This window comes from Pseudoxanthomonas sp. SL93, assembly GCF_026625825.1.
In the GTDB taxonomy this organism is placed as follows: Bacteria; Pseudomonadota; Gammaproteobacteria; order Xanthomonadales; family Xanthomonadaceae; genus Pseudoxanthomonas_A.
Genome location: NZ_CP113065.1, coordinates 342,325 through 368,301, shown reverse-complemented (window position 1 = coordinate 368,301; position 25,977 = coordinate 342,325). Strand labels below are relative to the sequence as shown.

Genomic DNA, 25,977 nt, shown 5'->3' with positions numbered 1-25,977 from the left:
CGATGGCGACGCCCGCACCCGTAGGACCCTGGTCACCGCTTCAGCAACCGACATTCCGCGCGTTGTGGCTGGCGATCCTGGTCGGCAACATCGGCACCTGGATCCATGATGTCGCCGCCGCCTGGGTCATGGCGGAAACCACCGGTTCGCCGCTGATGGTGGCCGCGGTGCAATCCGCCACCACCCTGCCCGTCGTGCTGCTGGCAATCGTGGCCGGCACGCTGGCCGACATCGTCGACCGGCGGCGCTACCTGATCATCGCGCAGCTGTGGATGCTGCTGGTGGCCAGCACGCTGGCGGTGCTGGCGCACCTGGACATGCTGCGGCCGTGGACGCTGGTGGCGCTGACGTTCGCGCTGGGCATCGGCGCGGCGATGGCGATGCCCGCGCAGCAGGCGACCACGCCCGAGCTGGTTCCGCGGCCGATGCTGGGGCCGGCGGTGGCGCTGGGCTCGTTGAGCATGAACATCGCGCGCTCCATCGGCCCCGCGCTCGGCGGCCTGATCGTGGCGCAGGCGGGCATCGCGTGGGCATTCGCGGTGAACGCGTTGAGCTTCCTCGGCGTGGCGATCGTGCTGTGGCGATGGCGGCGCTCTCCCGCTTCCTCGGCGTTGCCGCCGGAAACCTTCGGCGCGGCGCTGCGCGCCGGGCTGCGTTACGCCAGGCAGGCGTCGGTGCTGCAGTCGGTACTGGTGAAGGCCGCCTGCTTCTTCGTCTTCGCCAGCGCGTTGACGGCGCTGCTGCCCATCGTGGTGAAGCAGGAGCTGGGCGCCAGCGCCGGCACCTATGGCCTGCTGCTGGGCTGCATCGGCATCGGCGCGATCGCCGGCGCCATGCTGCTGCCGGCGCTGCGCACGCGTTTCGACCCCGACGCGATGGTGCTGGCCGCCACCGCGGTCTATGCGGCCTGCATGCTGGCGCTTGCCCTGCTGCGCGACATCCCCGCACTGTATGTGGTGTCGCTGTTCAACGGCTTCGCGTGGATCACGGTGCTGTCATCGCTGCAGATCGCCGCGCAGACATCGGTCCCGGCGTGGGTACGGGCACGTGCGCTCTCGCTGTACATCGTGGTGTTTTCCGCAGGCATGGCCGTCGGCAGCCTGGGTTGGGGCGCGGTCGCGCAGGCCTACGGAACGCCGATGGCGCTGATCGTGGCGGCGATCGGCACGGTGATCGCTGCACTCGCCAGCTGGCGATTCAAACTGGGCGAGGCCGCGCGGGTCAACGTCACCCCGTCCGGCCACTGGCCGCAACCGGTGGTCGCGGGCGATGTCGGTGGTGACCGCGGACCGGTGCTGGTGACGGTCGAGTACCGGGTGGATATCGCACGGCGCGAGGAATTCCTGGCCCGCATGCAGCCGTTGGGGCACGCGCGCCGTCGCAACGGCGCCGTGCAATGGGGCGTGGCCGAAGACAGCACGCAGCCCGGCACCTACCTGGAATACTTCGTCGACTGTTCCTGGCACGAGCACCTGCGCCAGCACGAACGCGTCACCGAAGACGAGCGCGCGCTGCAGGACGCGATCAAGGCCCTGCTGCAGGACCCGACGCACGCACCCGTCGTGCGGCATTTCATCGGCGGTGCGCCGGGCAGTCCCGTGCCGGTGCCATCGCAGGCGCCCGGAGGCATGGCATGAACCTGAAATTCCTCGCCGGCGTGCTGCTGGGTTTCGCGATAGGTTTCGGCTGTCGCTGGATGGGCATCCCGGTGCCGGCGCCGCCGGTGCTGGTGGGCGCGCTGCTGGTGGTGGCGATGACGCTGGGGTATGTGGTCGCCGACCGTTTCATGGCGCGCCGCGAAGCACGCCACGTCGCGCACTGCGGCGGACCGACCGGTGAGACGAAACAGGGAGGACGCCCATGATGCTGACATTGCTCGGCCTGGTGCTGGCACTGGCCATCGGCATGGGCTGCCGCCTGCTGGACGTGCCGCTGCCCGCGCCGCCCCGGCTGCAAGGGGCGCTGCTGGTAGTCGCCATGACGGCGGGTTTCCTGGTCGCCGAACGCATGCTCGCCTGATCGCGCGTCCCGCGAACGAAAAAGGGTTCGCATCCGCGCACCCTTTCTCATGACCGCGGCGTCCGGGCGCCATCGCCTGTTACTTCAACGGCGGCAGGTCGAACACCAGCACTTCCGCACCGATGCCCTGGCCCACGCTGACCAGCGGCTCGCCTTCGTAGAGCAGCGCATCGCCGGCCGACAGGGTGTGGCCGTTGACAGTCACTTCGCCGCGCGCCACATGCACGTAACCCAGGCGTCCCTCGGCCAGGCGCAGCACCGCCGCCTCGTCGCCGTCGAACAGACCGGCGTACAGGCGCGCATCCTGGTGGATGCTGATCGAACCATCGGCGCCGTCCGGGCTGACCACCAGCCGCAGGCGGCCCTGCTTCTCTTCAGCGGCGAAACGCTTTTCTTCGTACGACGGTGCCACGCCCTGCTTGTCGGGGATGATCCAGATCTGCAGGAAATGCGTGGTGCCGGTTTCGCTGTAGTTGAACTCGGAATGCTGCACGCCGGTACCGGCGCTCATGCGCTGCACGTCGCCCGGCACGATGCTGGAGCTGGTGCCCATGGAGTCCTTGTGGCCCAAGGCGCCTTCCAGCACGTAGCTGATGATCTCCATGTCGCGGTGGCCGTGCTGGCCGAAGCCGCGGCCGGCGGCCACGCGGTCTTCGTTGATGACGCGCAACGGGCCCCAGTGCACGTGCTTGTCGTCGTAGTACTCGGCGAAGGAAAAGCTGTGCCACGAATCCAGCCAGCCATGGTTGGCATGGCCGCGGGAGGTGGCGGGGCGCAGGGTGATCATGGCGGTGCTCCGGTGTGTGGTGAGGCGTGCAGCATGATCCTCAACACGGATGGGATAAAGGCAGCCAAAACCAATAGGTCGTTCCATTTATGGAAATATAAGATAGGCTCTACCCGCCGAACCGCTTCCACTGGAACGATCCCGACTGAGATGGCGCAACGCCGCCGTAGGCGGGTGGGCTGTTCCGCGCCCTATCTCAAGCAAGCACTTCGGCACCGCCGGTAAACATTTCCATCTTGGATGACGCGGTGATTTAAACTTGCGCGGTTTCCTCCGCAGCACATCGAACCTCATGCCCTTCGTCGTCACCGAAAACTGCATCAAGTGCAAGTACACCGACTGCGTGGAAGTCTGTCCCGTGGACTGCTTCCACGAAGGCCCCAACTTCCTGGTGATCGATCCGGACGAATGCATCGACTGCACGCTGTGCGAACCGGAATGCCCCATCAATGCCATCTATCCGGAAGACGACGTGCCCGCGGGCCAGGAAGGCTATGTGGCGCTGAATGCCGAACTGGCCAAGGCCTGGCCGGTGATCACCACGCGCAAGGAACCGCTGCCCGACGCCAAGGACTGGGAAGGCAAGACCGACAAGCTGCCGCTGCTGGAGCGCTGATCGGCCGTCACGCGGCAAGGCATGCACCAGAGACGGGCATGCCATGACGAAGAAAGGCGCCTCGCGGCGCCTTTCTCGTGTCAGGGACGTGCTGGGATCAGCCGCCCAGCTTGGCCTTCAGCGCCGCCATCAACTTGGTGGGGGCTTCGCCGGTGGCCGGCAGGCCGCGGGGATCGACGGCGGAAATGTAGGCACCTGCGTCCACGCCGACCACGCGCACCAGGAAATTGGCGCCTTCGTAGGCCACGTCGTAGGTACCCAGCAGCTGTGCGCGGCTGGCGATGGTCACGCCGTCGATGCCGCCCAGCGCTTCGCCGACCTTGGTGAAGGCGTCATCGCGGCTGCCGGGAATGTTGAAGCCGGTCGCGCTGGCGGCCGTGGCCGATGCGCCGGCGGGCGTGGCGGCGGCAGCACCGGGAATCTGCATGGCGCCGGCGGTGCTGGGCAGGTTGAGGTCCGGCGGGACTTCCAGCGCGCGGGCTTCCGGCGGCAGTGCGTATTCGCCCTTGGCCCCCTTGGTGAACCACTTGCAGCCCGACAGGCCGGCCACGGAAACGGCCAGCAGCACCAGGGCAAGCGGACGCGAAAGGGAAGACGAAAGACGCATGTGGTGTTCTCCTGGGTTCAGGCCGCGATCGTTTCGCGGCTGGATTGTGCTTCCAACGCGGCGGCCAGCGTGGCCAGCCGGTCGGCGGTGGAATGATGGGGGGCAGACAGTACCTGCAACGGCAGGCGCAGGCCTTCGCCGATGCCCTGGCGCTGCAGCAGCGCCTTGACCGGGATGGGGTTGGATTCCACGCCAAGAAAGCCGTAGAGGTCTTGCAGTTGCGCGTTCAGCTGCGCAGCCGCGGCGGCGTCGCCCTGCCGCGACAGATCGCACAGGCGGCGGAAGGTGGCGGGCAAGGCATTGGAACCGACCGAAATCAGGCCATCGGCACCGGCCAGCATGGCGCGCGACGCAGTCGGATCATCGCCGCTGAGAATGGCGAACGTGTCGCTGCGCAACGCCAGCAGCGCGGCCATGCGCTCGGGTTCGGCGCGGGCTTCCTTGATGCCGACGATACCGGGGTGGTCGACCAGCGCCGCCACGGTCTCCGGCAGCAGGTCGCAACCGGTGCGGCCGGGCACGTTGTACAGCACCACCGGCAGGCCACCCTGGTCGGCGACCGCGCGGTAGTGCGCGATCAGGCCCGCCTGCGTCGGCCGCACGTAGGGCGGCGTCACCACCAGCGCGACCTGCGCGCCGACCGCCGCCGCGCGACGGGTGGCGGCGATGGTCTTGGCGGTATTCATCTGGCCGGTGCCGGCCAGCACCGGAATCCGTCCGCCGAGCTGCTCAACCGCGATCCGCAGCAGGGTGTCGTACTCCTCGTCCGACAAGGCTGCCGCCTCACCCGTGGACCCGGCCACCACGACACCCTGGGTACCGCCATCCTGCTGCTGTTTGAGCAGCGCGCGCCAGGCGTCAAGGTCGAGTTCGCCAGCCGCCGTGAACGGCGTGGCCAATGCGGTGATGCTGCCGGAAAGATGCAAGGGAAAGGTCTCGGTGGAAGGGGCCGCCGGTCGGGAGGCGCGGCAAGCGCGATTGTCCCGACCCGGCCGGAGATGTCGGCCGCATGTTACTTGCGGCGTCAAAGGGCGGGCAAGTATGCTGCCGCCAGCACCTGGGACTCGCCCGGCTGCCATTCAGACTCGCTGTAATGCCGGAAGCCCCTTTGACCGACTCCACGCCCCGGCCCTCGCCGACCGAAAACCACCTCCTGATCACCGCCTATACGACGCATCCGGAGTCGCCGCTCCTGTCGGTGACGCGCCGCATCGCCGACAGCGGCTGCAATCTGGTGGATGCCCGGCTGTCGACGGTGGGCCGCGACGTCTCTGTGACGGCGCTGGCCACCGGCTCCTGGGACGCGGTAGCCAAGCTGGAAGCCATGCTCTCGCGCCTGGAGCGCGATGAAGGCCTGAAGCTGGTGTTCTACCGCACGGGTCCGAAGGTGGTGCAGTCCAACCTGCTGCCGTACATCGTGGAAGTGGTCGCCGCCGACAAGCCCGGCATCCTCTTCCAGCTGGCCGATTTCTTCGACCGCCAGGGCATCACCATCGAGAACCTGCAGAGCACGCGCTACCGCGCCATGCAGACCGGTGCGGAGATGTTCTCGGCGCAGGTGACCATCGGCGTGCCGGCCAACATGCACATCGCCGCGCTGCGCGACGATTTCCTCGAATTCTGCGACCATCTGAACCTGGACGCGATCATGGATCCGATGAAGTTCTGACGATGACGGCAAAAAGCGCCAACGCCCTACCGAAATCGACATTGAAACTGCCGCTGGCGCTGTCCGGCGGCGCCACCACCACCCTCGCCGACCATGCCGGCCACTGGCTGGTGCTGTACTTCTACCCGAAGGACAGCACGCCGGGCTGCACCACCGAAGGGCTGGATTTCAACGCGCTGCTGCCGAAATTCAAGAAGTTGAACGCCACCGTGCTGGGCGTGTCGCGCGACTCGGTGAAGTCGCACGACAACTTCTGCACCAAGCAAGGGTTCAAGTTCCCCCTGGTCAGCGACGCCGACGAAGCGCTGTGCAAGGCCTTCGACGTGATCCACGAGAAGAACATGTATGGCCGCAAGGTGCTGGGCGTGGTGCGCAGCACGTTCCTGATCTCGCCCGACGGCCGCATCGCGCAGGAATGGCGCGGCGTGAAAGTCCCCGGCCATGCCGATGCCGTGCTGGAAGCCCTGAAGGCCCACCAAGCCCAGTGACCGAATCCGTTTCCACCCTGTCCACCATCCCGCGCCGCGGCGGGTCATGGTGGTTCGCTGCTGTCCGCGGCAAAAGCGTCCGTGTTCACACATTCACCTCCATGAGGTTGCCTGAATGACCCGTAGCAAGCGTATCTATGTGCTGGACACCAACGTGCTGATGCACGACCCCACCGCGCTGTTCAAGTTCGAGGAGCACGACGTCTTCCTGCCCATGCAGGTCATCGAGGAACTGGACAACGCCAAGAAGGGCACGTCCGAAGTCAGCCGCAACGCACGCCAGGTAAGCCGCTTCCTCAATGAACTCATCGAGGGCGCCGGTGCGGAACACATCCAGGCCGGCATCGTGCTGAACCACCCGCAAGGGCTGCAGCTCAAGCCGCGCAGCAATATCGGCAAGCTGTACTTCCAGACCAAGCCGGTGGATCCCGGCCGCACGTTCGGCGCCATCGCACCGGACAACAAGATCCTGGCATCGGTGCTGGAACTGCGCGAGGAACATCCGGAAGTCCCGGTGATCCTGGTGTCGAAGGACATCAACCTGCGCATCAAGGCCTCGATCAGCGGACTGGTGGCCGAGGACTACGAGAATGACCGCGCGCTCGACGATTTCAGCCTGCTGTACACCGGCGCGCTGCAGTTGCCGGAAGACTTCTGGCACAAGCACAACGCCGACCTGCGCAGCTGGAGCGACAAGGGCCGCACCAGTTACGAAGTGACCATGGCGGACGACGAGGACTGGCATCCCAACCAGTACCTTTACCTGCCCGGCGAGGACGAGGTGGAGCTGCGGGTGGTGCGCATCGGCGCCGAACGCAAGGCCACCCTGACCATCGTCGACGACTTCCGCCATGGCCAGCATGCGGTGTGGGGCATCACCGCGCGCAACCGCGAGCAGAACTTCGCGCTCAACGCGCTGATGGACCCGGAGATCGACTTCGTCACCCTGCTCGGCACCGCCGGCACCGGCAAGACGCTGCTCGCATTGGCCGCCGGGCTGGCGCAGACCATGGACCAGCAGCGCTACCGCGAGATCATCATGACCCGCGCGACGGTCAGCGTCGGCGAGGACATCGGCTTCCTGCCGGGTACCGAGGAGGAGAAGATGACGCCGTGGATGGGCGCGCTGACCGACAACCTGGAAGTGCTTACCCACAACCAGGAAGGCGGCTCGTGGGGCCGCGCGGCGACCAACGACCTGCTGGCCAGCCGCATCAAGATCCGGTCGATGAACTTCATGCGCGGGCGTACGTTCCTGTCGCGCTACCTGATCCTCGACGAGGCCCAGAACCTGACGCCCAAGCAGATGAAGACGCTGATCACCCGCGCCGGCCCCGGCACCAAGATCGTCTGCCTGGGCAACGTGGAGCAGATCGACACGCCGTACCTGACCGAAACCACGTCCGGCCTGACCTACGCGGTGGACCGCTTCAAGGACTGGGCGCACAGCGCGCACATCACCCTGCGGCGTGGCGAACGCTCGAGGTTGGCGGATTACGCGTCGGAAGTGCTCTGAAGCACGCGCCGGGGCCTACACCAGGCCCCGGCTGGGTCAGGAGGGTCCGGCATTCTTCGCGACGAGGTGCACGGTGGACGGTGCGGATGAAGTGGTTGTCAGGCCGGCCACGCGTGCGCGGTGGCAGCACGTGCAATCGGTGTTCGGGACCCGCGGCGAAGCGGCCAAATGCCAGTGCCAGCGTGCCATCCTGCCGTTGCGTGAGTACTGGCACATGCCGCGCGACGTGCGCGAGGCATTCCTCCGCAAGGAAGTGTGCCGCTCCCGTGCAGCTGCGCCCGGACTGGTCGCCTATCTGGCTGCGGATCCGGTGGGCTGGTGCCGGGTGGGGCCACGCTCGAACTTCGCACCGCTGCGCAACTCCCCCGTCCCCTGGGCCGGACGCGACGAAGACAAGGAAGACCCGTCGGTGTGGGCGGTGGTCTGCTTCGTCGTGCGCGCGGGCTACCGCAAGCGCGGCATTAGCCAGGCACTTGCCACCGCCGCCATTTCCCATGCGCGGCAAAACGGTGCCGTCGCGCTGGAGGGCTACCCGATGGCGACCGGCGACGGCGACATCCCGTGGGGCGAGCTGCGCGTGGGCGCACGCGGCGTGTTCCAGCGCTGTGGGTTCACCGAGGTGGCGAGGCCCACGCAACGCCGCTCGGTGATGCGGATCGATTTCTGATGGGCCTCCACCTTCCCCGCTGGGTATGGATCGGCGCCATCGCGCTGGCCTGTGTGGCCGGAATGATCAACGTCATCGGGTATCTCGGCTTCGAGCATCAGGCCGTCAGCCATCTCACCGGCACGACCAGTCTGCTGGGCGCCGCGCTTGCACAAGGTGACCTCCGCGCCATCGGCCACCTGTGGGGGATGCTGATCGCGTTCTGCCTGGGCGCGATGCTGAGCGGCCTGATCATCCAGGACCAGACCCTGCAGCTCGGCCGGCGCTATGGCGTGGCACTTGCGCTGGAGTCGCTGCTGCTCGCGGCAGCGATCCCGCTGTTCAAGCAGCATCAGATCTGGGGCGCCCTGCTCGCAGCGACGGCCTGCGGCCTGCAGAACGCCATGGTGACCACCTACAGCGGCGCAGCGGTGCGCACCACGCATCTGAGCGGCATGTTCACCGACCTCGGCATCGGGCTGGGGCATTTCCTGCGCGGCATGCCGCTGCCGGTACGGCGACTGACGCTGAGCATGCTGATCATCAGCGGATTCCTGGGCGGCGGCGTGCTGGGCGCGTGGCTGTACCGCCACCTCGGTTACGACGCCCTGCTCGCGCCGGCCCTGCTGACCGGACTGACCGGCAGCGGCTACGTGCTTTACCGGCAATGGAAACTGCCGGTGGCGAACGGCGACTGAGGCGGCTTCTGCGAGCCCTCGACGCGATGCCGGATGGCACAATGCCGGCATGACCTCGCCTTCCGTTGTTTCCGCCCTGACCATCGCCGGCTCCGACTCGGGCGGCGGCGCCGGTATCCAGGCTGACCTGAAGACCTTCGCCGCGCATGGCGTGCACGGCCTGTCCGCCATTGCCGCCTTGACGGCGCAGCACACGCGTGGCGTCACCGCGGTGAACGTGCCGCCGATGGATTTCCTGCGCGCACAGCTGGAGGCGTGCTTCGACGACTTCGACATCCGCGCGGTCAAGCTGGGCATGCTGGCGACGGCCGATGTCATCGGGGTGGTGGCCGAAGCGCTGGCACGGTACAGCCCGCACACGGTGGTGGTGGACCCGGTGATGGTCGCGACCAGCGGCGCGAAACTGCTCGAGGACACCGCCCTGCACGCGCTGCGCACCCGGTTGCTGCCGTTGGCGGACGTGGTGACGCCCAACCTGCCGGAAGCGGAGCTGCTGCTGGGGCGCGCGATCCCGGACCTGGACGCGATGCGGACGGCCGCCACCGAGCTGCTGCAGCTGGGCGCGCGCGCCGTCTTCCTGAAGGGAGGACACCTGCCCGGTGATGGCGACGTGGTGGACCTGTATGCCGATGCGCTGGGCATCACCGGAACCGCGCATCCACGGCTGGCGCTGGACGCGCACGGCACCGGCTGCACGCTGGCCTCGGCCATCGCCGCCCGGCGCGCGCAGGGCATGCCGATGAAGGACGCCTGCGTTGCCGCATCGGACTACGTGCACGCCGCGCTGCGCGACGGCTATCGGCCCGGCCGCAGCGACGTGGTGGTCCTCGACCATTTTGGAGCCGCACCTGCACCATGAACCTGGATCCTTCTACCGCGGACATCGCCGCACACGAATTCCCGCTGGCGTCCGCCGACGGGCACCGATACACGCTGATCGCACGCATCCCCACGCATGCGCACAGCGCCCTGCTGTGGGTCCCTGCCCTCGGGGTCGCGGCGCGCCACTACCTGCCGCTGGCCGAGCAGCTGGCGAAACGCGGCATCGCGGTGTTCCTGCACGAATGGCGCGGCAACGGCAGCAGCAGCCTGCGCGCCAGCCGCCAGCACGACTGGGGTTACCGCGAACTGCTGCTGCACGACCTGCCGCTCAGCCATGCGGAAATGGTGCGCCATGTGCCAGCAGCCACGCATCTGATCGGTGGGCACAGCCTGGGCGGACAACTCGCCGCCTGCCATCTGGGCCAACAGCCGCAGGCCTTCGCGCAGCTCTGGCTGGTCGGCAGCGGCACGCCCCACTGGCGTACGTTTCCCGCGCCCCGTGGCTATGCGTTGCCGATGTTCTACCAGTTCGCACCGTGGCTGGCGGACTGGCACGGCATCCTGCCCGGTCGTCGGCTGGGATTTGGCGGCGACGAGGCACGCAGCCTGATCCGCGACTGGGCCCGCGTGGGCCTGAGTGGCCGCTATCGTGCAGCCGGCATGGCCGAGGATCTGGAAGCCGGCATGCGGCAGGTGGCCGTGCCGATCCATGGCGTGCTGTTCGATGACGACTGGCTGGCGCCGGAAAGCTCATTGCGCGCACTGATGGCCAAGATGCCCGCCAGCACGCATCACGTCACCGTACTGCACCACGCCGCGCTGGGCACGCGGGCCGACCATTTCGCCTGGATGAAGCAGCCGCAGGCCGTGATCGACGCACTGCTGGCTTGAGCGGCGTCAGCACCCGACCACGATGCAGTCGCGGCCCTTGGCCTTGGCACGGTACAGCGCACTGTCGGCGCTGTTGATCCAGTCGGACACCGTGGCGATGCCGGCATGCGGCTCGGACAGGCCGATGCTGACCGTGCACGGCAGCGCCGCGCGCGTGAACGAGAAGGCCGCCACCTGCCGGCGCAGGCGCTCGGCGGCCACGATGGCCTCTTCCCAGCGCGTGTCGGGCATGACGATGCCGAACTCGTCGCCGCCATAGCGGCCGCCGGTGTCGGTATCGCGCAGGCAGGCTTTCAGCAGGCGGGCGAAATCCTCCACCACCGCGTCGCCGATGGTATGGCCGTAGCCGTCGTTGATGTCCTTGAAGCGGTCGATGTCGATCAACACCAGCACCGCCGGCCGGCCGGTGCGCTGGAAGCGCTGCAGTTCCATCGTCGCCGCATACAGCCATTGCTGCCGGTTCATCAGGCCGGTAGCCGCATCGAAGCGCGCCATCTTCTCCAGCAGTTCCTTCTGCTGCCGCGCCTTGCGCGACAGCGCGTGCGTCGCTACGCCGATCGCCATCGGATAGATGGCCAGGAACGGCAGGCACGCCAGCACCACCGGATAACTGGTGTAGGGCTCGAAGGCGAAACCCCAGGCCGCGCTGGCGGCCACGCATGTCAGCGCCATGGCAGCCAGCGTGCGCAGGCCGAAACGAGCGCCGCCGATGATGACCTTGTCCATCGTCAGCATCACCGCCAGCAGGACGCTGGGCAAGGCGTCGAAGTGCATCGCGGCGATCCAGAATCCGCCCTTCGCCGCGTCGAAGGTGAGGTTCTGGAATTCCGCCTGCAGCGGCTCCTTCTTCGCCTGGAGCACGCGCAGGTAGGCCAGGTGCGGCCATGCCAGTGCGTTGAACGCCAGCAGCAGCCACAGGCCTGTCGACGCGGTGTGCTCGTACAGCACCGCCGCCACGCACAACCCGCCCAGCCCCAGGCCCAACGCGCGCATGCGGTACATGCGCAGGCCGTAGCGTGAGCGGTTGCGTTCCGCAATGTCGTGTGCAGCGTCGAGGGGCAACGGAATGCGCTGGTGGCCGGTTCAGCCGATTCTCGGGCAAAGGCGGCACAGGGTCCACTGTGATGCCAGCGGATGTAGCGGCCATTCTGCCAACCGCATCACGACGCGGCCTGCTCAGGGCGCGGGATAACCCTGCGGGTTCTGGGCCTGCCAGCGCCATGCATCCCGGCACATCGCCTCCACGCCCAGTTCCGCCCGCCAGCCAAGCAGGCGGTTGGCCAGGGTGGGGTCGGCATACACCGCGGCGACATCGCCCGGGCGTCGCGCGACGATCTCGTACGGAATGTCGCGCGCCGATGCGTCGGCGAACGCGTTGACCAGCTGCAGCACGCTGATGCCCTGCCCCGTGCCCAGGTTGACGGTGAGCGAGTGCCGCTCGCGCACCAGGTAGTCCAGCGCATCGGCATGCGCGCGTGCCAGGTCCATCACGTGGATGTAGTCGCGCACGCCGGTGCCATCGGGCGTTGGATAGTCACCGCCGAAGATGCTCAGCCGCTCGCGGCGACCGACGGCCACCTGGCAGATATAGGGCATCAGGTTGTTGGGAATGCCGCCGGGATCTTCGCCGATCAGGCCCGAGGCGTGCGCGCCCACCGGATTGAAGTAGCGCAGGTTGGCGGCATGGAAGGTGGCGTCGCTGCGGCAGAGATCGCCGATCAGTTCTTCCATGACCAGCTTGGTGCGCCCGTAGGGATTGGTGACCTGCAGCGCGGCGTCCTCGCTGACCGGCACCCTGGCCGGGTCGCCGTACACGGTGGCCGACGAACTGAACACCAGCCGCTTCACGCCCGCGGCCTGCATGCCGTGCAGCAGGTTGAGGGTACCGGTGATGTTGTTGTGGAAGTAGTCCAGCGGGCGTTCGCACGATTCACCGACGGACTTCAGCGCGGCGAAATGCACCACTGCGTCGAACGGCTGGCGCGCGAAGAACCCGACGGTCGCTTCGCGGTGACGCAGGTCCAACGGCTGGAAGGCCACCGGCTGGCCGGTGATGGCCTGCAGCCGCGCCAGCACGCCCGGCGAACTGTTGCTGAAGTTGTCGGCGATCACCACCTCATGGCCGCGCTCGGCCAGCACCACATAGGCATGGGCGCCGATGTAGCCGGCACCTCCGCAAAGCAGGATCCGCATCATGACTCCCCAGGGTCACAGGTCCGGCCGCATGCCGGAAGTTACCCACTGTTACGTCATCGGCCGCGCGATCAGGCCAGTCCGCGGGCAGTCCCGCCGGAAACGCGCACCGCATCCGATAGACTTGCACGCCATGTACCACGCCCAGGACGCCTGAACGCCCATGACCGCACCGCTGCCCGCGCTGGACCAGGCCAGGATCGCCGTGATCGGTCTGGGGTATGTCGGCTTGCCGCTGGCGGTGGCCTTCGGCCGCCGCTTCGACACGCTGGGCTTCGACATCGACGGCAAGCGCGTGGCCGAACTGCGCCGGCACCACGACCACACGCTGGAAGTGTCGCCGGAGGAACTGGAAGGCGCTACCCGGCTCGCCTTCAGCGACGACCCCGAGGCGCTGAAAGGCTGCAACGTCTTCATCGTCACCGTGCCCACGCCGATCGACGCGTACAAGCGGCCCGACCTGCGGGCCCTGGAGTCGGCCAGCCGCACCGTGGGCGGCGCCATCGGCAAGGGTGGCATCGCCATCTACGAATCCACCGTCTACCCCGGTGCCACAGAAGAAGTCTGCGTGCCGATCATCGAACGCGTGTCATCCCTCGCGTTCAACCGCGACTTCTACGCCGGCTACAGTCCCGAACGCATTAATCCCGGCGACAGGCAGCACCGGCTGGAGACCATCACCAAGATCACCTCGGGCTCCACACCGGCCGTGGCCGACTTCGTCGATGCGCTCTACGGCAGCATCATCGGTGCCGGCACCCACCGCGCGAGCAGCATCCGGGTGGCCGAGGCCGCCAAGGTCATCGAGAACACCCAGCGCGACGTCAACATCGCGCTGGTCAACGAGCTGGCGCTGATCTTCCACCGCATGGGCATCGACACCCACGAGGTGCTGGAAGCCGCCGGCACCAAGTGGAATTTCCTGCCCTTCCGTCCCGGCCTGGTGGGTGGGCACTGCATCGGCGTGGACCCGTACTACCTGACCCACAAGGCCCAGCAGATCGGCTATGACCCCGAAGTGATCCTGGCCGGTCGCCGCATCAACGACGGCATGGGCAGCCACGTGGCGCAGCGCGTGGTCAAGCTGATGGCGCAGCGCGACCTGCCGGTGGCCGGCGCGCGCGTGCTGGTGCTGGGCCTGGCCTTCAAGGAAAACTGCACCGATCTGCGCAATACACGCGTCATCGACATCGTCGACGAGCTGCGCAGCTACAACGCACGCGTCGACGTCCACGACCCCTGGGTCAGCCGCGACGAAGCCCGCACGGAATACGGGCTGGAGCTGCTGCCCCAGCCTGTCGCCGGTGGGTACGATGCGGTCATCGTGGCGGTGGCCCATCGCGAATTCGTCGCGCTGGGCACCGACGGTATCCGTGCACTCGGCAAGCCGCAGGCGGTGGTGTTCGACGTGAAGCGCGCCCTGCCCCGCGACGGCGCCGACGACGCCCTCTGATGCTTTCCTCCTTCCAGCCCCCACGATTCGAGACTGCGTAGATGCGCATACTGGTCACCGGCGCCGCCGGCTTCATCGGCTACCACCTCAGCGAGCGCCTGCTGGCGCGCGGCGACGAGGTGTTCGGCTTCGACAACCTGAATGCGTACTACGACCCGCGCCTGAAGGAGGCACGGCTGGCCAGGCTGACGCCCCACCCCGGTTTCCGCTTCGCGCAGGGTGCGCTGGAAGACCGCGCCGCCCTGGACGCGGTGTTCGATGCATTCCAGCCGCAGCGCGTGGTCAACCTGGCGGCCCAGGCCGGCGTGCGCTACTCGCTGGAAAACCCGCACGCCTACATCGACAGCAACATCGTCGGCTTCCTCAACATCCTGGAAGCCTGCCGCCACCGCGGCATCGAGCACCTGGTCTATGCCTCGTCCAGCTCGGTCTACGGCGCCAACCGCAAGCTGCCCTTCGCGGTGGAGGACAGCGTGGACCACCCGGTCAGCCTGTATGCCGCCAGCAAGAAGGCCAACGAGCTGATGGCGCATACCTACAGCCACCTGTTCAACCTGCCCACCACGGGCCTGCGCTTCTTCACGGTGTACGGGCCGTGGGGGCGACCGGACATGGCGCTGTTCCTGTTCACCCGCAAGATCCTGGCGGGCGAACCGATCGACGTGTTCAACCACGGCCGGCACACGCGCGACTTCACCTACATCGACGACATCGTCGAAGGCGTCGTGCGCACGCTGGACCGCGTGCCCGGTCCCGATCCGCACTACGACCCACTCAATCCCACGCCAGCCAGCTCGCTGGCGCCCTACCGGGTCTACAACATCGGCAACCACCAGCCGGTCGAGCTGCTGCGCTACATCGAGGTGCTGGAGGACTGCCTGGGGCGCAAGGCCGAGAAACGCCTGCTGCCGATGCAGCCCGGCGACGTGCCCGACACCTACGCCGACGTGGAAGCGCTCAGCCGTGATACCGGTTACTCGCCTTCCACCTCCATCGAGACCGGCGTGCGCCGCTTCGTCGACTGGTACCGGCAGTTCTACGAGGCGTGACGCCCCGGGATCCCCTGCGCTCCTGAATGGCCGGATTGTGCCAGTGCCTGCGTTCTTTTGAGCATCTGCACCTACAGGGGATCCATCCATGAACCGACTTCTCGCCGGTCTTGCCGCCATTGCCTGCACCCTGATGTTGTCGGGTTGCGCCTCCGGCTCCGCCGGCAGCAAGGAAGCGCCTCCGCCCCAGACCAGTGCCGCCGTCGATGCGTACCAGATCGGGGTGGACGACATCGTGCAGGTGTCAGTGTGGCGCAACCCGGAACTGGGCATCACCGTGCCGGTGCGCCCCGACGGCATGATCTCGGTGCCGCTGGTGGGCGATGTGGCCGCCGGTGGCCGCACGCCGGACGACGTCGCCAAGGACATCCAGACCAAGCTGGCTGCCTACGTGCGCGACCCGCAGGTGGCGGTGATCCTGACCGAGCTGCGCAGCCATGAATACCTCTCGCGCGTTCGCGTGACCGGCGCGGTGCGCACGCCCGTGTCGATTCCCTACCGGCCCGGCATGACCGTGCTGGATGCAGTGCTGGCCGCCGGTGGCGTCACCGAATTCGCCGCCGCCGACCGTTCCAACCTGTATCGCAAAGGCACCGAGTCGACCCAGAGCTACCAGGTACGCCTGGACCGCATCCTCAACCGTGGCGACCTGTCGACCAACTTCACGGTGGCGCCTGGTGACGTCATCACCGTCCCGGAACGCACGCTGTGAGCAAGCAGAACGCGACCTGGCCGGGGGCGGAGGAAACCGGCTCGGCACTGCAGACGCTGCTGCCCGTGGGCATCAGCGAGTTCCGCCGCCGTGCCGTCCTGCTGATGGGCTTGTTCGCCAGCATCGCGGTCATCGCGCTGGTGATCGGCATCATGCTGCCGAAGAAGTACTCGTCGTCCACCAGCATCCTGGTGGAGGACCGCAACATCATCACGCCGCTGATGGAGGGCCGCGCGGTGGCCACCAGCGTGGTCGACCGCGCCAGCATCCTGCGTGAGGTGGCCTTCAGCCGCCGCGTGATGGAAGAGATCCTCAAGACCGGTGGCTGGCTGAAGGACAACCCGTCGCCGGTGGAGCAGGAAAAGCTGATCGAGAAGATCGGCGGCCGCACGATGGTGACCAATGCCCGCGCCAACCTGATCCAGATCACCTACACCGACTCGGATCCGGAACGTGCGTACGAAGTCACCAAGCGCTTCGCCGAACTGGTCATCCAGGAAAGCCTGTCCACCAAGGAACGCGAGAGCAGCGAGGCCTATGGCTTCATCGACTCGCAGGTGCAGCAGTACCACACCAAGCTGACCCAGGCCGAATCGCAGCTGGAATCCTTCCGCCAGGGCAACCCGGATGCACGGCCGGGCACCGATGCCGACGTCAACGCCCGCATCGGCGAACTGCGGCGCGTGATCGAAGCCGGCCGCATGGAACTGATCGACCTGCGTTCGCAGGAAGCAGCGCTGCAGTCGCAACTGTCCGGCGAGAGCGAAATCACGCTGGTGCAGACCCGGGCCGGCCAGTTCCGCGCCCGCATGGCCGAACTGCAGTCCGAGCGCGACCGCCTGCTGCTGCAGTACACCGAACAGCACCCGGACGTGGTGCGCGTGCAGCACCAGCTGCGCGACCTGGAAGAGGAGCTGCGCCGCGAGGAATCGCAACCGCGCGTCGCCGGTGCCGGGCAATCGCTGGATGGACCCGCGGCGTTCAATCCGCTGTACGGCGAACTGCGCAGCAAGCTGGCCGATGCCCGCCGCCGCAGCGCCGCCACCGCCGCGCGCATCTCCACCGCGGAATCGCTGCTGGGCGACGAGATGGGCCGCAGCAACCGCATCGCGGCGTCGGAGAGCACGCTGGCCGAACTGACCCGCGATTACGAGGTCAACCGCGACCTCTACCAGGACCTGCTGAAGCGCCGCGAGAACGCACGCGTCTCGATGAACCTGGACGCCGAGCAGCGCGGCCTCAGCTTCCGCATCCAGGAGCCGGCCGCCATGCCGCTGCGCCCCAGTGGCCTGCGCACCATGCACATCGCCGGCGCCGGGCTGCTGCTGGGGGTGGCCGTGCCGCTCGCCATGCTGTTCGCGCTGATCAAGTTCGATCCGCGCACGCGGTCGGCCAAGCAGATCGAGCGCGAAACCGGGCTGCAGGTGATCGGCACCATGCCGCCCTACCGCACGCGCCAGAAACGCCTGCAGGGGGCCCGGAAGCTGATGCTGGCGACGGCCCTGTTCTCGATGGTTCCCGTGGTCTATGGCATGGCTTACATGCTGAAAATGCTGGAGGTGTTATGAACCGTGCGCTCCGCCCCGTCCCCCGTTCACCCGAGGGTACCGGGACCTCCATTGCGCCACGGTCCGCCACCACGGCACTGACGCCAGCGCAGCTGGAAGACCGCAACACCATCTACCGCTCCGACCAGGAGCGGCGGGAAGTGGACGCCTTCCGCGAACTGCGCACGCACCTGCTGGCGCATACGCAGGGGAACTTCATCACCCTGGTGGTGCCGGTGAGCCGCGGTTCGGGTGGCAGCTTCGTGGCGCGGAACCTGGCGGCCGCCATGGCGTTCGACGAAGCCAAGAGCGTCATCCTGGTGGACTGCGACGTGCGTTTCCCGTCGCAGGACAAGGCGATGAAACTGGCACCGGCCGGCAGCGGCCTGATCGACTACCTGGAACTGCGCGAGGCCGAAGCGGACAACCTGCTGTACAGCACCGGCATCGCCCGGCTGCAGTTGCTGCCCACCGGCACCGCGCGCGAGACGGGCGCGGAGCATTTCTCCTCGCACCGGATGCGCCTGCTGCTGGACACGCTGCGCAGCCGCGACTCCAGCAACCACATCTTCCTGGACGGCCCCCCCGTGCGCGGCGCGCCGGATGCACGCATCCTGGCCGACCTGGCCGACGTGGTGGTGCTGGTGGCCGGTTACGGGCGCGACACGCCCGCGGCGATCGCCGAAGCCGCCGCCAACTTCGACAAGCAGAAATTCGCCGGCGTCGTGTTCAACGAAGGCGTCTAGGAGCATGCCCATGCCAAGCGCACCCAGGAATCGACGCAAGCGGTCCCCGCGCCACGGCCTGCTGTTCCTGGCCATGGCCCTCGCTGTACCCCAGGCGGCGCATGCCGTCAGGATCCAGTATGACGTCGGCGCCTCGGTGCTCTACAGCGACAATATCGGCCTCAGCGAGACCGACGAAACCAGCGACACGGTGATCTCCCCCGAGCTCAACTTCGATGTCGAGCAGGCGGGGTCGACCCTGGAGCTGACCATGAACGGCAACCTGCAATACCCCTACTACCTCGACGACACGTTCGAGAGCGAGCTGCAGGGCCAGCTGGCAGGACGCATGAACTGGACGATCGTGCCCGAGCGGATCGATTTCGAGGTCACGGACACGCTCAGTCGCCAGGCGGTCAACGTCCTCAACAGCTTCGTGCCCAGCAACCAGCAGCAGGTCAACGTGCTGACGGCCGGACCCACGTTCCGTGCCCGCTTCAGCGATGCCACGCGCGGCCAGGTGGACCTGAGGTTCGTGAATACCTATGCCGAAGAGAGCGAGGACTTCCAGGGCAATCATTACAGTGTGGCCACCCGGCTGGAGCGCCTGGTACGGTCCACCGACAGCGTGTCGGTGAACCTGGACGCGCTGCAGACGGACTACGACGACGACGGCGCCCTGTTCAACTACCGCCGCTACGACGCGTATGTCGGCTACACCAGCCGCCTGGCATCGCTGTATCTCGAGATCGACGCGGGCTACTCCCAGTTGAGGCCGGACAACTATGAGGGCGACGATTCCGCGCCCTTGCTGCGTGGGAACGTGGAATGGCAGGTAGCGCCACGCACAACCCTGTCGGCGGGCTTCAACATGGAGTTCTCGGATGCGGCCGAGTACCTCATCTGGCGTCGCGACCCGCTCACGGACGGCGAGGGGCCCATCATCGACGATCCGTCCGATCCCCTGCTTCCCATCGGGCCACAGACCTTCAAGCAACGCCGTATCCTGCTCAACTACAGGTTCGAAGGCGAGCGCCTGATGGTACAGGTCAATCCCTACTACGACCGTATCCGCTACCAGACGAACTCCGACGAAGACCAGGACATCAAGTCGCTCAACTTCTATGCCGACTACAAGCTGCGTTCGGATTTCATCCTCTCCGCGGCCGCCGTCAGGCAGGAGCGCGAGCTGGATAACCAGTTCCGCAACGACCGCTACTCCATCTACAGCGTCGCCCTGACCAAGCAGTTTTCGCGCCACTGGCATGTGCGTGGCTACTATCAGCGTGCCGAACGCGACAGCTCCGGCTCCACCGAGAGCTATGTTGAGAACTCTCTGATGCTTGCGGTGATCTACCGGCGGTGAGAGGCGGTATCCCGTCCGTGCGCGAAAGCGACATCCGGCACGGCCCTGGCGAGCGCGGCCGTGGCCGCTACATCCGCTTCATCACCGCGTTGGCCGCGTAGTTGACGAAATACCAGCTGGCCGGCAGCACGCCGATGCCTTCGTAATCGCGATAGATGCGCCATTGCCAGCGCGCGGCGCGCCACTTGTTGGCCGACAGCGAGCCGGACCGCACCAGGTAGTACGCCAGCGGATGGTCGGGCTGGGCGCAGATCGCCTGGCCCGCAAGCCGCACGACGCGCAGCCAGAACACGTAATCCTCATGGCCCGCGCGCGGGAAACGCACTTCGCCCAGCGCCCGCGCATACAGCCCGGTCAGGTTGCCGATGCAGTTGCCTTTCAGCATGCCCGCATAGCGGACACTGGCCGGCGGCCGTACCGTCGACAGCACGCGCCCCTCGGGGTCAACGCGCTGGTAGGCGGTGTAGCCCACCTGGACGCCCGCTTCGCGCATGGCAGCCAGTTGCACTTTCAGCTTGTCGGGGTGCCAGCGATCGTCGCTGTCCAGGAACGCGACGTACTCTCCCGTGGCGGCTTCGATACCCGTGTTGCGGGCGGTGGAGACGCCGCCGTTCGACGGCAGCTGGATGGCGGTGATGCGCCGGTCCTGCGATGCAAGTCGTTCGACGATGGCCTGGGTGCCGTCGCGCGAACCGTCGTCCACCACCAGCAGTTCGACGTCCGCATGGCGCTGGTCAAGCACCGACCGCATGGAGCTTTCGATGGTTTCCGCAGCGTTGTAGGCCGGCATCACCACGCTTACGCGCCCGCGCAGGCGCTTCACGCGGCCGCTCCCTGCGCGACCGCTTCGCGGGCACCGGCCCACGATGACGGCGGCGGCGGCAATGCGTAGTCGCGGTACTGATTCGGGTTGCCGATCATCCCGGCTTCAGCCGCCTTGACGATGTTGTACATCTCGCGCGAGGTGACGTAGTGCAGCACATGGTGGACGCCGTCGTTGTAGCGCTCTTCCAGGTAGCGGTGCATCTGCTCCGAAGGCTCGCCCAGCAGCGTGTCCATGTCCGGCTCCTGGGTGCCGTGCGTGTGGATCTTGACGAAGATCCATTCCGGACGTCCCTCCACGTGGATGCCGGCATTGACCCAGGCGTCCACGCGATCGGGCGTGGGCGGCGAACTGCGGCGGATGTCCGAGTTCTCGATGCGCGGGATGATGCCCATCCTGCGGCTCTTCCAGTTCAACCCCAGCGGGCCCTGGATGATCATCAGGTCGCCACTGGCCTGACCGCCGACGCGCACAGGGATGCCCGTGTCGTGCGATTTCGCGCAGTGGGGATCGTCCTTGGCGTAGTAGATGCGGTTCACGGTGGAGGTCTGCGCCTCGCTGGGCGCGGCGGGCAGCGTGAAGTCCGCATAGCAGCCCAGCTCGCGCAGCAGGATGAGCTCGTTGTTCAGCCCGCACCAGCGCCCGTCCTTGCGCGAGTTGTCCAGGCACCAGTTGCCATGGATGAAGGCGAACCGGATCTGCCCGGTTTCCGGATCGATCGGCAGCGCGCCGTGCTGTTCGTTCAGTGTCTTCGCGAAGCGCGACATGCACTCGCGGAAATTGGCTTCGGTATCGTTGTCGTGGTGCAGGTGGATCTCGATCTCGCCGAAGCCGTCCGCGCACAGCGACGCGACCTTGTCCAGGTGCTCCTTGCGGTACTCCTCTTCCGGATAGAAGAAGCTGTGCTGCGGCGGCCGCCCGTCGGCATCGCGGTGGCGGCCCGCCAGCGCGCGGTAGTCGCGGCACCAGCGATCCACGCGCGCGCGCTCGGTGTCCAGGTCGGCGCCTTTCCACATCGGTTCGAAATGGTCCACGAAGCAGAACATCACGTGCACCGGCCCCGTGACCGGCGGCGGCGAACGGCGACGCAGGTAATCCGCCATCCAGATCTGCATGTTGCGCAGTCGCAACACCATGTAGAGCCCGCCGGCAGCAAGCACGGCGAACGACAGCAGCACGACCAACGACCAGACCAGCATGGACAAGGCAACCCCCTGAGGATATCGACCGCCCGCAGCCAGGTGCTCCTGGGCGTGCGGTCTGTTATCTAGGAGGAACGCAAACCGCGCCGGGCCGAGGCCACGGCCAACACGCTGTCATGCGCCGGAGCGGCGATGGGCCTGGTCCAGCAGCAGGTCCACGGCGCGGAGACGGCGCCTGCCCAGGCGACCATGCCAGGCCTGCATCTGCTCGATCTCGCTGGCACTCCAGCAGTCCAGCAGGAAGGTCATCAACGCGTACGCGATGGACACGACCGCGCCGCCCACGGCGATCGCGGGCAGCGGCGGCAGGTGGCGCAGCACGGGATAGGCCAGGGCCGCACTCACCACACCGGCCAGGGCGATGCGCGCCAGCCTGCCCCACTCCAGCATCGCGCCGCTTGTCCGGACCGCCAGCGACGTGGCGACGGTCACGTACAACGCTGTCACCACCCAGAAGGCATAGACCGCGCCGTGCAGGCCGTAACGCTTGATCAGCACGATGCCCAGCCCGATCTTCACGACCACAAGCACGATCTGCAGCTTCAGGATGCTGCCCTGACGGTCCGCGCTGACCAGCAGGCTGGTGCCGGCCTGCATCACCATCGACAGCGCAGACCCAAGCAGGCACGCGGCAAAGACCGGGGCTGCCGGCGCGTAGGCGCTGCCGTACAGCACGTCGATGATGGCCGTGGAAAACAACATGCAGAAGGCAATGAGCGGAGCCGCCAGCAAGGCCAGGTAGCGCGTGGAGGTGACGAAGCGCTGTGCGGCGATGGCATTGCCCTGCCTGAGGGCACTGGCCATCATCGGCAACAGGATGGCACCGAAGACCCCCGGTACCAGTTGGGTCGCACCGCTCGCCAGCTGGTAGGCCACCTTGAATTGCCCGGCCATGCTTTCACTGACGAACATCTTCAGGAAGACCACCTCGATCTCGCTGCCGATCAGGAACCCGATGCTGACCGTCACCGCGGTCAGACGGATGTGCCGGCGCACGCGTGCCATCAACTCCTCCGGTATCGCCACGCCCGCCTTCGCCTGTGGCAGCAAGCGCCGGATGCGGCGGCCCGACACGGCATACAGCAACAGGCTGGAGACGACGAAGATCATCAGGAAGGCCGGCAGGGGCGCGTCCATCAGCACCGCCACGCCCACCATCGCCAGTGTCAGGGGCGCCGCCAGCGCGACCATCATCGCCACGGAGCGGAAATCCTCCATGCCCTTCGCGACGCTCACGTTGAGCATGTACTGGGACCGCATGGCCACCGACAGCGCCAGGAAGGCGAACAGCAGCCCATGATGGAGCTCCGGAAGCACGCGCCCGCCCGCCGCCCACAGCACCAGCGAACCGATCACCAGCACCAAGGCCAGGAAGGCCAGCTGCGCGCGCCGGATATAGGCAAGCACCGGCGCGACCAGCTCGGTTTCGCCGCTGCCACGCAATTCGGCCACGAACTTGATGGCGGCCGTGCCGGTGCCTGAATTGGCCAGCACCACGCCCAGCGCCACCATCCACACCGCAACGCTGTAGATGCCGAAGCCCGCCGGCTGCAGGTGGCGGGCGATGATGATCGACACCAGCATGCCGAGCACGAACTCGGTGTAGATCGCCACCGTCGAGAACATCGTCCTGCTGAGCATGGAAGTGGGCTTGTTCATGCCATGACCAGCAGGATTCGCACGACGATGTACATCGCCACCGCGGCAGCGGCGGAGAGAAACGGCCATGCCAGCAGGTGGTCGCTGATGCGCATCTCGGCCACCCACGGATAGCGCCGCCTCACCATCGAGTAATGGGCCACGACCAGGGCGGCAAGCAGGTAGAGGATGGACACGTAGGTGCGACTCAGGAAGAAGGCACAGACCGCGAAGGCGGACAAGGAGAGCAGCAGTACAAAGGCGATCGCACGGTCGTCCGTCCATTGGCGCACTACGGACGGACCGAAATTCTCTTCATCCTGGAGCATCGCGCGCGTGGGCCGCCATTTCACGATGCTGACCATCATCCAGAAACAGTACCCCATGAACATCAGCCACAGGGTGAAACCCACGATACCCATCTCCGCCAGCACCAGCACCAGCGAATTGTGCGCGGTCAGCTGGTAGATGTCCGTGTAGGCGCCCTTGCCCACCCCCCAGATGGGATTGTCCTTGAACATCTGCATGCCTTCGTACCAGGAGTAGACGCGGTCCATCGCGGATTCCTCGCCCACCTCCAGCTCCTGCATGCGCGAAGGCAAGGCCATCAGCACCACCAGCGCTCCCGCGCCCAGCGTGCCGGCCACCAGCAGGCCCCGCGACCGCCACAGATAGATCCCGAAAACCGCCAGCAAGGCGAGTACCGTGCCACGCGAGTCGGTCAGGTAGATGCCGTACACCAGCGTCGCGGCGATCACCCACCAGAACAGCCGTCGCAGCCCCAGCCATCCACCGAGCTGTGCCAGGTACATGGCCATCGGCACGCAGATGACGAAGAGCATGCCCAGGTCGTTGGGATCGCTGAAGATGCCCACGTACTGGATACGCGTTCCCTGTGACAGTTTCATGCCGGTCCAGCCGGTGCCCAGCGCGGCCTGCTCGATGCCGTGCACCGCCAGTACCGTGGCACACAGGCAGAACACGGCCATCGCGATACGCAGGCGGCTGGCCGTGAAGGTGGCATTGCACAGCAGGAAATACGCCAGCACCACCGGCGCGAAGTCGCGGAAGATGGGCACCGCGCCGCCGATCCACCCGTTGACGGCCACCGACAGCATCATCGCCAGCATGAAAAGCAGCAGCAGCAGATTCTGCGGCGCGCTGTTCATGCGCCTGCCCGACATCAGCCAGGCCACGCCTGCCAGCAACAGGGCCACCTGCTGCAACGGGAGCGGTATCGCCCCCTGCAGTTCGGGGTAGTCCTGGGGCCGGATGATGACCAGCACCAGGTAAACCATCATCATCGGGAACATATGAGGATCCGGCCAAGCCCCTGTACTTGCCTTTCCGTCATCCGAACAACTCCGGCAGTTCCATCATGCCGCGGAACCAAGCGGCGTCCACGTAACGCTCCACGTGCAGGCGACGCAGCGAATACATGGTATCCGACTGCAGGCGACTGGTCCCCGACACGTAACTGCATGCCAGCCGGAAGCCGGCGGAACGGGCTGCCTGGACGACCACTTCATCAAAAGCATCGAATCCGCCGACGGGATAGGACAGCACCTGCGCAGGAAGATTCAGGTTCCTGTCGAGCATCGCCTTGGATTCGTTGATCTCCTGGATCATCAGCTCATGCGGCATCTTGGCCAGCATGCGGTGGTGCACGCCGTGCGAGCCCACTTCCATGCCGCCGGCCTGCATTTCTCGCAGCTGCGCCCATGACATGGGCTGGCAGTGCATGTGGGGCGCACGCGGCAGGGACCAGTCCTGTTCCATGGTGGCGACCAGGCGCTCCTGCACCACGGCTGGAAATTCCTTCAGCCTGCTCAGGAATCGACTCGCGACCTGCCGCCGTCCGGCAATGGTCGGGGGCAACGGCCAATCGATACCGGCCTCGGGCAGCAGCAGGCGATCGGCCGGCGTCCGGCAGATCATGTGCACGGCCCAGTCGTAGGCATACGGCGCGCCGGAGTCGATATGACCGGTGGACACGAAGAACATCGCCGACATGCCCAGTTCCTGCAGGATCGGGAAGGCGATACGGTAGTTGTCGTCGTAGCCGTCATCGAAGGTGATCAGCGTGGCCCGCGGGGGCAACGGCTCGCCACGATCCAGGCAGTCGATCACCTGGTCGAAGCGCATCGGCACGAAGTCCTTCTTGACCGCCGTCATCTGGTCGCGGAAATCCGACGCCGAGGCGCTGATCAGCTCCAGGTCGAAATCGAAGTCCGCCGGTTCACTCGAATCGAGTACCCGGTGATAGGCCAGGATGCGCAGGTCGTTGAACAGCGCGTCACGCACGCGACCGGCCAGAGGTAAGACATTCGCACGGTGGAACCAGCGCGCGAGTTGCTGGCGCCTGCCTGCGCCGGAAGACTCCGTCATGGACCCGCTCCCTCAGCGACAACGGGATACGCGACACGCCGCCCGAAGACGGTGCATGCCGGAACGGGTTCCGGATGATGTTGCAGCGGCTCGTGGTGCGTCCTTCCTCATGCCCGTTCTCC

Annotated in this window: 27 protein-coding genes; 17 read left to right on the top strand and 10 right to left on the bottom strand. The window is 66.8% G+C overall.

The window, feature by feature from the left end:
- Positions 1-2: 2 nt before the first annotated feature.
- Genes OVA13_RS01660 through OVA13_RS01650 form a run of 3 tightly spaced genes read left to right on the top strand, consistent with a single transcriptional unit; the run spans position 3 to position 2,019 of the window.
- Positions 3-1,637 (top strand): MFS transporter, encoded by a 1,635-nt coding sequence (locus OVA13_RS01660; protein ID WP_267792103.1) that lies wholly within the window; start codon positions 3-5, stop codon positions 1,635-1,637.
- Positions 1,634-1,864 (top strand): DUF1427 family protein, encoded by a 231-nt coding sequence (locus OVA13_RS01655; RefSeq protein WP_267792102.1) that lies wholly within the window; start codon positions 1,634-1,636, stop codon positions 1,862-1,864. The genes OVA13_RS01660 and OVA13_RS01655 overlap by 4 nt, the downstream gene beginning before the upstream one ends.
- Complete coding sequence (locus OVA13_RS01650) at positions 1,861-2,019, top strand: DUF1427 family protein (protein WP_142124313.1); 159 nt, start codon at positions 1,861-1,863, stop codon at positions 2,017-2,019. The genes OVA13_RS01655 and OVA13_RS01650 overlap by 4 nt, the downstream gene beginning before the upstream one ends.
- Positions 2,020-2,098: 79 nt before the next feature.
- Here OVA13_RS01650 and OVA13_RS01645 read toward each other — a convergent pair whose 3' ends face one another.
- Positions 2,099-2,806 (bottom strand): pirin family protein, encoded by a 708-nt coding sequence (locus tag OVA13_RS01645; RefSeq protein WP_267792101.1) that lies wholly within the window; start codon positions 2,804-2,806, stop codon positions 2,099-2,101.
- A 292-nt stretch (positions 2,807-3,098) separates the two neighbouring features.
- Between OVA13_RS01645 and fdxA the strand changes: the two genes are divergently transcribed.
- Positions 3,099-3,422: a ferredoxin FdxA gene (gene fdxA / locus OVA13_RS01640; protein WP_267792100.1), complete on the top strand. Its 324-nt coding sequence runs from the start codon at positions 3,099-3,101 to the stop codon at positions 3,420-3,422.
- Between the two features lie 97 nt (positions 3,423-3,519).
- Here fdxA and OVA13_RS01635 read toward each other — a convergent pair whose 3' ends face one another.
- Together OVA13_RS01635 and dapA are read right to left on the bottom strand one after the other, a co-directional pair.
- The gene (locus tag OVA13_RS01635; protein ID WP_267792099.1) at positions 3,520-4,029 is read right to left on the bottom strand and encodes a hypothetical protein; all 510 of its coding nucleotides are present in this window, start codon (positions 4,027-4,029) and stop codon (positions 3,520-3,522) included.
- A gap of 17 nt (positions 4,030-4,046) precedes the next feature.
- Complete coding sequence (gene dapA / locus OVA13_RS01630; RefSeq protein WP_267792098.1) at positions 4,047-4,955, bottom strand: 4-hydroxy-tetrahydrodipicolinate synthase; 909 nt, start codon at positions 4,953-4,955, stop codon at positions 4,047-4,049.
- A 167-nt stretch (positions 4,956-5,122) separates the two neighbouring features.
- Between dapA and OVA13_RS01625 the strand changes: the two genes are divergently transcribed.
- From OVA13_RS01625 to OVA13_RS01595, 7 genes are all read left to right on the top strand, one after another.
- Complete coding sequence (locus tag OVA13_RS01625) at positions 5,123-5,698, top strand: glycine cleavage system transcriptional repressor (protein ID WP_093490560.1); 576 nt, start codon at positions 5,123-5,125, stop codon at positions 5,696-5,698.
- A gap of 2 nt (positions 5,699-5,700) precedes the next feature.
- Positions 5,701-6,186, top strand: a complete 486-nt coding sequence (locus tag OVA13_RS01620) for a peroxiredoxin (RefSeq protein WP_267792097.1) — start codon at positions 5,701-5,703, stop codon at positions 6,184-6,186.
- A 115-nt stretch (positions 6,187-6,301) separates the two neighbouring features.
- On the top strand, positions 6,302-7,702 hold the full coding sequence (locus tag OVA13_RS01615; RefSeq protein ID WP_267792096.1) for a PhoH family protein: 1,401 nt from the start codon (positions 6,302-6,304) through the stop codon (positions 7,700-7,702).
- Between the two features lie 139 nt (positions 7,703-7,841).
- Entirely contained in the window at positions 7,842-8,369 is a 528-nt protein-coding gene (locus OVA13_RS01610) for a GNAT family N-acetyltransferase (RefSeq protein WP_267792095.1), read from the top strand.
- Positions 8,369-9,046 (top strand): YoaK family protein, encoded by a 678-nt coding sequence (locus OVA13_RS01605; protein WP_267792094.1) that lies wholly within the window; start codon positions 8,369-8,371, stop codon positions 9,044-9,046. The genes OVA13_RS01610 and OVA13_RS01605 overlap by 1 nt, the downstream gene beginning before the upstream one ends.
- Positions 9,047-9,095: 49 nt before the next feature.
- Positions 9,096-9,905: a bifunctional hydroxymethylpyrimidine kinase/phosphomethylpyrimidine kinase gene (gene thiD / locus OVA13_RS01600; RefSeq protein WP_267792093.1), complete on the top strand. Its 810-nt coding sequence runs from the start codon at positions 9,096-9,098 to the stop codon at positions 9,903-9,905.
- The gene (locus OVA13_RS01595) at positions 9,902-10,759 is read left to right on the top strand and encodes an alpha/beta hydrolase family protein (protein WP_267792092.1); all 858 of its coding nucleotides are present in this window, start codon (positions 9,902-9,904) and stop codon (positions 10,757-10,759) included. The genes thiD and OVA13_RS01595 overlap by 4 nt, the downstream gene beginning before the upstream one ends.
- A 6-nt stretch (positions 10,760-10,765) precedes the next feature.
- Here the strand turns inward: OVA13_RS01595 and OVA13_RS01590 are convergent, their stop codons facing one another.
- Both OVA13_RS01590 and galE read right to left on the bottom strand, forming a co-directional pair.
- Positions 10,766-11,821 carry a diguanylate cyclase gene (locus OVA13_RS01590; RefSeq protein WP_267792091.1) on the bottom strand — a complete coding sequence of 352 codons (1,056 nt, stop codon included), beginning with the start codon at positions 11,819-11,821 and terminating at the stop codon, positions 10,766-10,768.
- Positions 11,822-11,935: 114 nt separating this feature from the next.
- Positions 11,936-12,952 carry a UDP-glucose 4-epimerase GalE gene (gene galE / locus OVA13_RS01585; protein WP_267792090.1) on the bottom strand — a complete coding sequence of 339 codons (1,017 nt, stop codon included), beginning with the start codon at positions 12,950-12,952 and terminating at the stop codon, positions 11,936-11,938.
- Positions 12,953-13,115: 163 nt separating this feature from the next.
- On the opposite strand from galE, the gene OVA13_RS01580 reads away from it, so the two are divergent.
- The 6 genes from OVA13_RS01580 (at position 13,116) to OVA13_RS01555 (ending at position 19,804) form a co-directional block, all read left to right on the top strand.
- Complete coding sequence (locus tag OVA13_RS01580) at positions 13,116-14,405, top strand: nucleotide sugar dehydrogenase (RefSeq protein ID WP_324288240.1); 1,290 nt, start codon at positions 13,116-13,118, stop codon at positions 14,403-14,405.
- 41 nt (positions 14,406-14,446) lie between these two features.
- Complete coding sequence (locus OVA13_RS01575) at positions 14,447-15,454, top strand: NAD-dependent epimerase (RefSeq protein WP_267792089.1); 1,008 nt, start codon at positions 14,447-14,449, stop codon at positions 15,452-15,454.
- Positions 15,455-15,542: 88 nt separating this feature from the next.
- Entirely contained in the window at positions 15,543-16,166 is a 624-nt protein-coding gene (locus OVA13_RS01570) for an XrtA/PEP-CTERM system exopolysaccharide export protein (RefSeq protein ID WP_267792088.1), read from the top strand.
- The gene (locus tag OVA13_RS01565; protein WP_267792087.1) at positions 16,163-17,734 is read left to right on the top strand and encodes an XrtA system polysaccharide chain length determinant; all 1,572 of its coding nucleotides are present in this window, start codon (positions 16,163-16,165) and stop codon (positions 17,732-17,734) included. The genes OVA13_RS01570 and OVA13_RS01565 overlap by 4 nt, the downstream gene beginning before the upstream one ends.
- Positions 17,731-18,459 carry a P-loop NTPase family protein gene (locus OVA13_RS01560; protein WP_267792086.1) on the top strand — a complete coding sequence of 243 codons (729 nt, stop codon included), beginning with the start codon at positions 17,731-17,733 and terminating at the stop codon, positions 18,457-18,459. Before OVA13_RS01565 ends, OVA13_RS01560 begins: the two co-directional genes overlap by 4 nt.
- Before the next feature lie 10 nt (positions 18,460-18,469).
- Entirely contained in the window at positions 18,470-19,804 is a 1,335-nt protein-coding gene (locus OVA13_RS01555; protein ID WP_267792085.1) for a porin family protein, read from the top strand.
- A 67-nt stretch (positions 19,805-19,871) separates the two neighbouring features.
- Here OVA13_RS01555 and OVA13_RS01550 read toward each other — a convergent pair whose 3' ends face one another.
- The 5 genes from OVA13_RS01550 to OVA13_RS01530 form a co-directional block, all read right to left on the bottom strand.
- Entirely contained in the window at positions 19,872-20,627 is a 756-nt protein-coding gene (locus OVA13_RS01550; RefSeq protein WP_267792084.1) for a glycosyltransferase family 2 protein, read from the bottom strand.
- Positions 20,624-21,826 (bottom strand): hypothetical protein, encoded by a 1,203-nt coding sequence (locus OVA13_RS01545; RefSeq protein WP_267793596.1) that lies wholly within the window; start codon positions 21,824-21,826, stop codon positions 20,624-20,626. Before OVA13_RS01545 ends, OVA13_RS01550 begins: the two co-directional genes overlap by 4 nt.
- A 117-nt stretch (positions 21,827-21,943) precedes the next feature.
- Positions 21,944-23,488 carry an oligosaccharide flippase family protein gene (locus OVA13_RS01540; protein WP_267792083.1) on the bottom strand — a complete coding sequence of 515 codons (1,545 nt, stop codon included), beginning with the start codon at positions 23,486-23,488 and terminating at the stop codon, positions 21,944-21,946.
- Positions 23,485-24,780 (bottom strand): O-antigen ligase family protein, encoded by a 1,296-nt coding sequence (locus OVA13_RS01535; RefSeq protein WP_267792082.1) that lies wholly within the window; start codon positions 24,778-24,780, stop codon positions 23,485-23,487. Before OVA13_RS01535 ends, OVA13_RS01540 begins: the two co-directional genes overlap by 4 nt.
- Before the next feature lie 37 nt (positions 24,781-24,817).
- Positions 24,818-25,855, bottom strand: coding sequence for a polysaccharide deacetylase family protein (locus OVA13_RS01530; RefSeq protein WP_267792081.1), 1,038 nt, complete (start codon positions 25,853-25,855; stop codon positions 24,818-24,820).
- Positions 25,856-25,977 lie beyond the last annotated feature (122 nt).

Coding starts and splice junctions, on each gene's coding strand:
- OVA13_RS01535 (WP_267792082.1), bottom strand. CDS start 24,780: ATGTTCCCGATGATGATGGTTTACCTGGTGCTGGTCATCATCCGGCCC.
- OVA13_RS01625 (WP_093490560.1), top strand. CDS start 5,123: ATGCCGGAAGCCCCTTTGACCGACTCCACGCCCCGGCCCTCGCCGACC.
- OVA13_RS01545 (WP_267793596.1), bottom strand. CDS start 21,826: ATGCTGGTCTGGTCGTTGGTCGTGCTGCTGTCGTTCGCCGTGCTTGCT.
- OVA13_RS01540 (WP_267792083.1), bottom strand. CDS start 23,488: ATGAACAAGCCCACTTCCATGCTCAGCAGGACGATGTTCTCGACGGTG.
- OVA13_RS01555 (WP_267792085.1), top strand. CDS start 18,470: ATGCCAAGCGCACCCAGGAATCGACGCAAGCGGTCCCCGCGCCACGGC.
- OVA13_RS01570 (WP_267792088.1), top strand. CDS start 15,543: ATGAACCGACTTCTCGCCGGTCTTGCCGCCATTGCCTGCACCCTGATG.
- OVA13_RS01655 (WP_267792102.1), top strand. CDS start 1,634: ATGAACCTGAAATTCCTCGCCGGCGTGCTGCTGGGTTTCGCGATAGGT.
- OVA13_RS01645 (WP_267792101.1), bottom strand. CDS start 2,806: ATGATCACCCTGCGCCCCGCCACCTCCCGCGGCCATGCCAACCATGGC.
- OVA13_RS01595 (WP_267792092.1), top strand. CDS start 9,902: ATGAACCTGGATCCTTCTACCGCGGACATCGCCGCACACGAATTCCCG.
- OVA13_RS01620 (WP_267792097.1), top strand. CDS start 5,701: ATGACGGCAAAAAGCGCCAACGCCCTACCGAAATCGACATTGAAACTG.
- OVA13_RS01635 (WP_267792099.1), bottom strand. CDS start 4,029: ATGCGTCTTTCGTCTTCCCTTTCGCGTCCGCTTGCCCTGGTGCTGCTG.
- OVA13_RS01580 (WP_324288240.1), top strand. CDS start 13,116: ATGACCGCACCGCTGCCCGCGCTGGACCAGGCCAGGATCGCCGTGATC.
- fdxA (WP_267792100.1), top strand. CDS start 3,099: ATGCCCTTCGTCGTCACCGAAAACTGCATCAAGTGCAAGTACACCGAC.
- OVA13_RS01650 (WP_142124313.1), top strand. CDS start 1,861: ATGATGCTGACATTGCTCGGCCTGGTGCTGGCACTGGCCATCGGCATG.
- OVA13_RS01660 (WP_267792103.1), top strand. CDS start 3: ATGGCGACGCCCGCACCCGTAGGACCCTGGTCACCGCTTCAGCAACCG.
- thiD (WP_267792093.1), top strand. CDS start 9,096: ATGACCTCGCCTTCCGTTGTTTCCGCCCTGACCATCGCCGGCTCCGAC.
- OVA13_RS01530 (WP_267792081.1), bottom strand. CDS start 25,855: ATGACGGAGTCTTCCGGCGCAGGCAGGCGCCAGCAACTCGCGCGCTGG.
- OVA13_RS01575 (WP_267792089.1), top strand. CDS start 14,447: ATGCGCATACTGGTCACCGGCGCCGCCGGCTTCATCGGCTACCACCTC.
- galE (WP_267792090.1), bottom strand. CDS start 12,952: ATGCGGATCCTGCTTTGCGGAGGTGCCGGCTACATCGGCGCCCATGCC.
- OVA13_RS01560 (WP_267792086.1), top strand. CDS start 17,731: ATGAACCGTGCGCTCCGCCCCGTCCCCCGTTCACCCGAGGGTACCGGG.
- OVA13_RS01605 (WP_267792094.1), top strand. CDS start 8,369: ATGGGCCTCCACCTTCCCCGCTGGGTATGGATCGGCGCCATCGCGCTG.
- OVA13_RS01615 (WP_267792096.1), top strand. CDS start 6,302: ATGACCCGTAGCAAGCGTATCTATGTGCTGGACACCAACGTGCTGATG.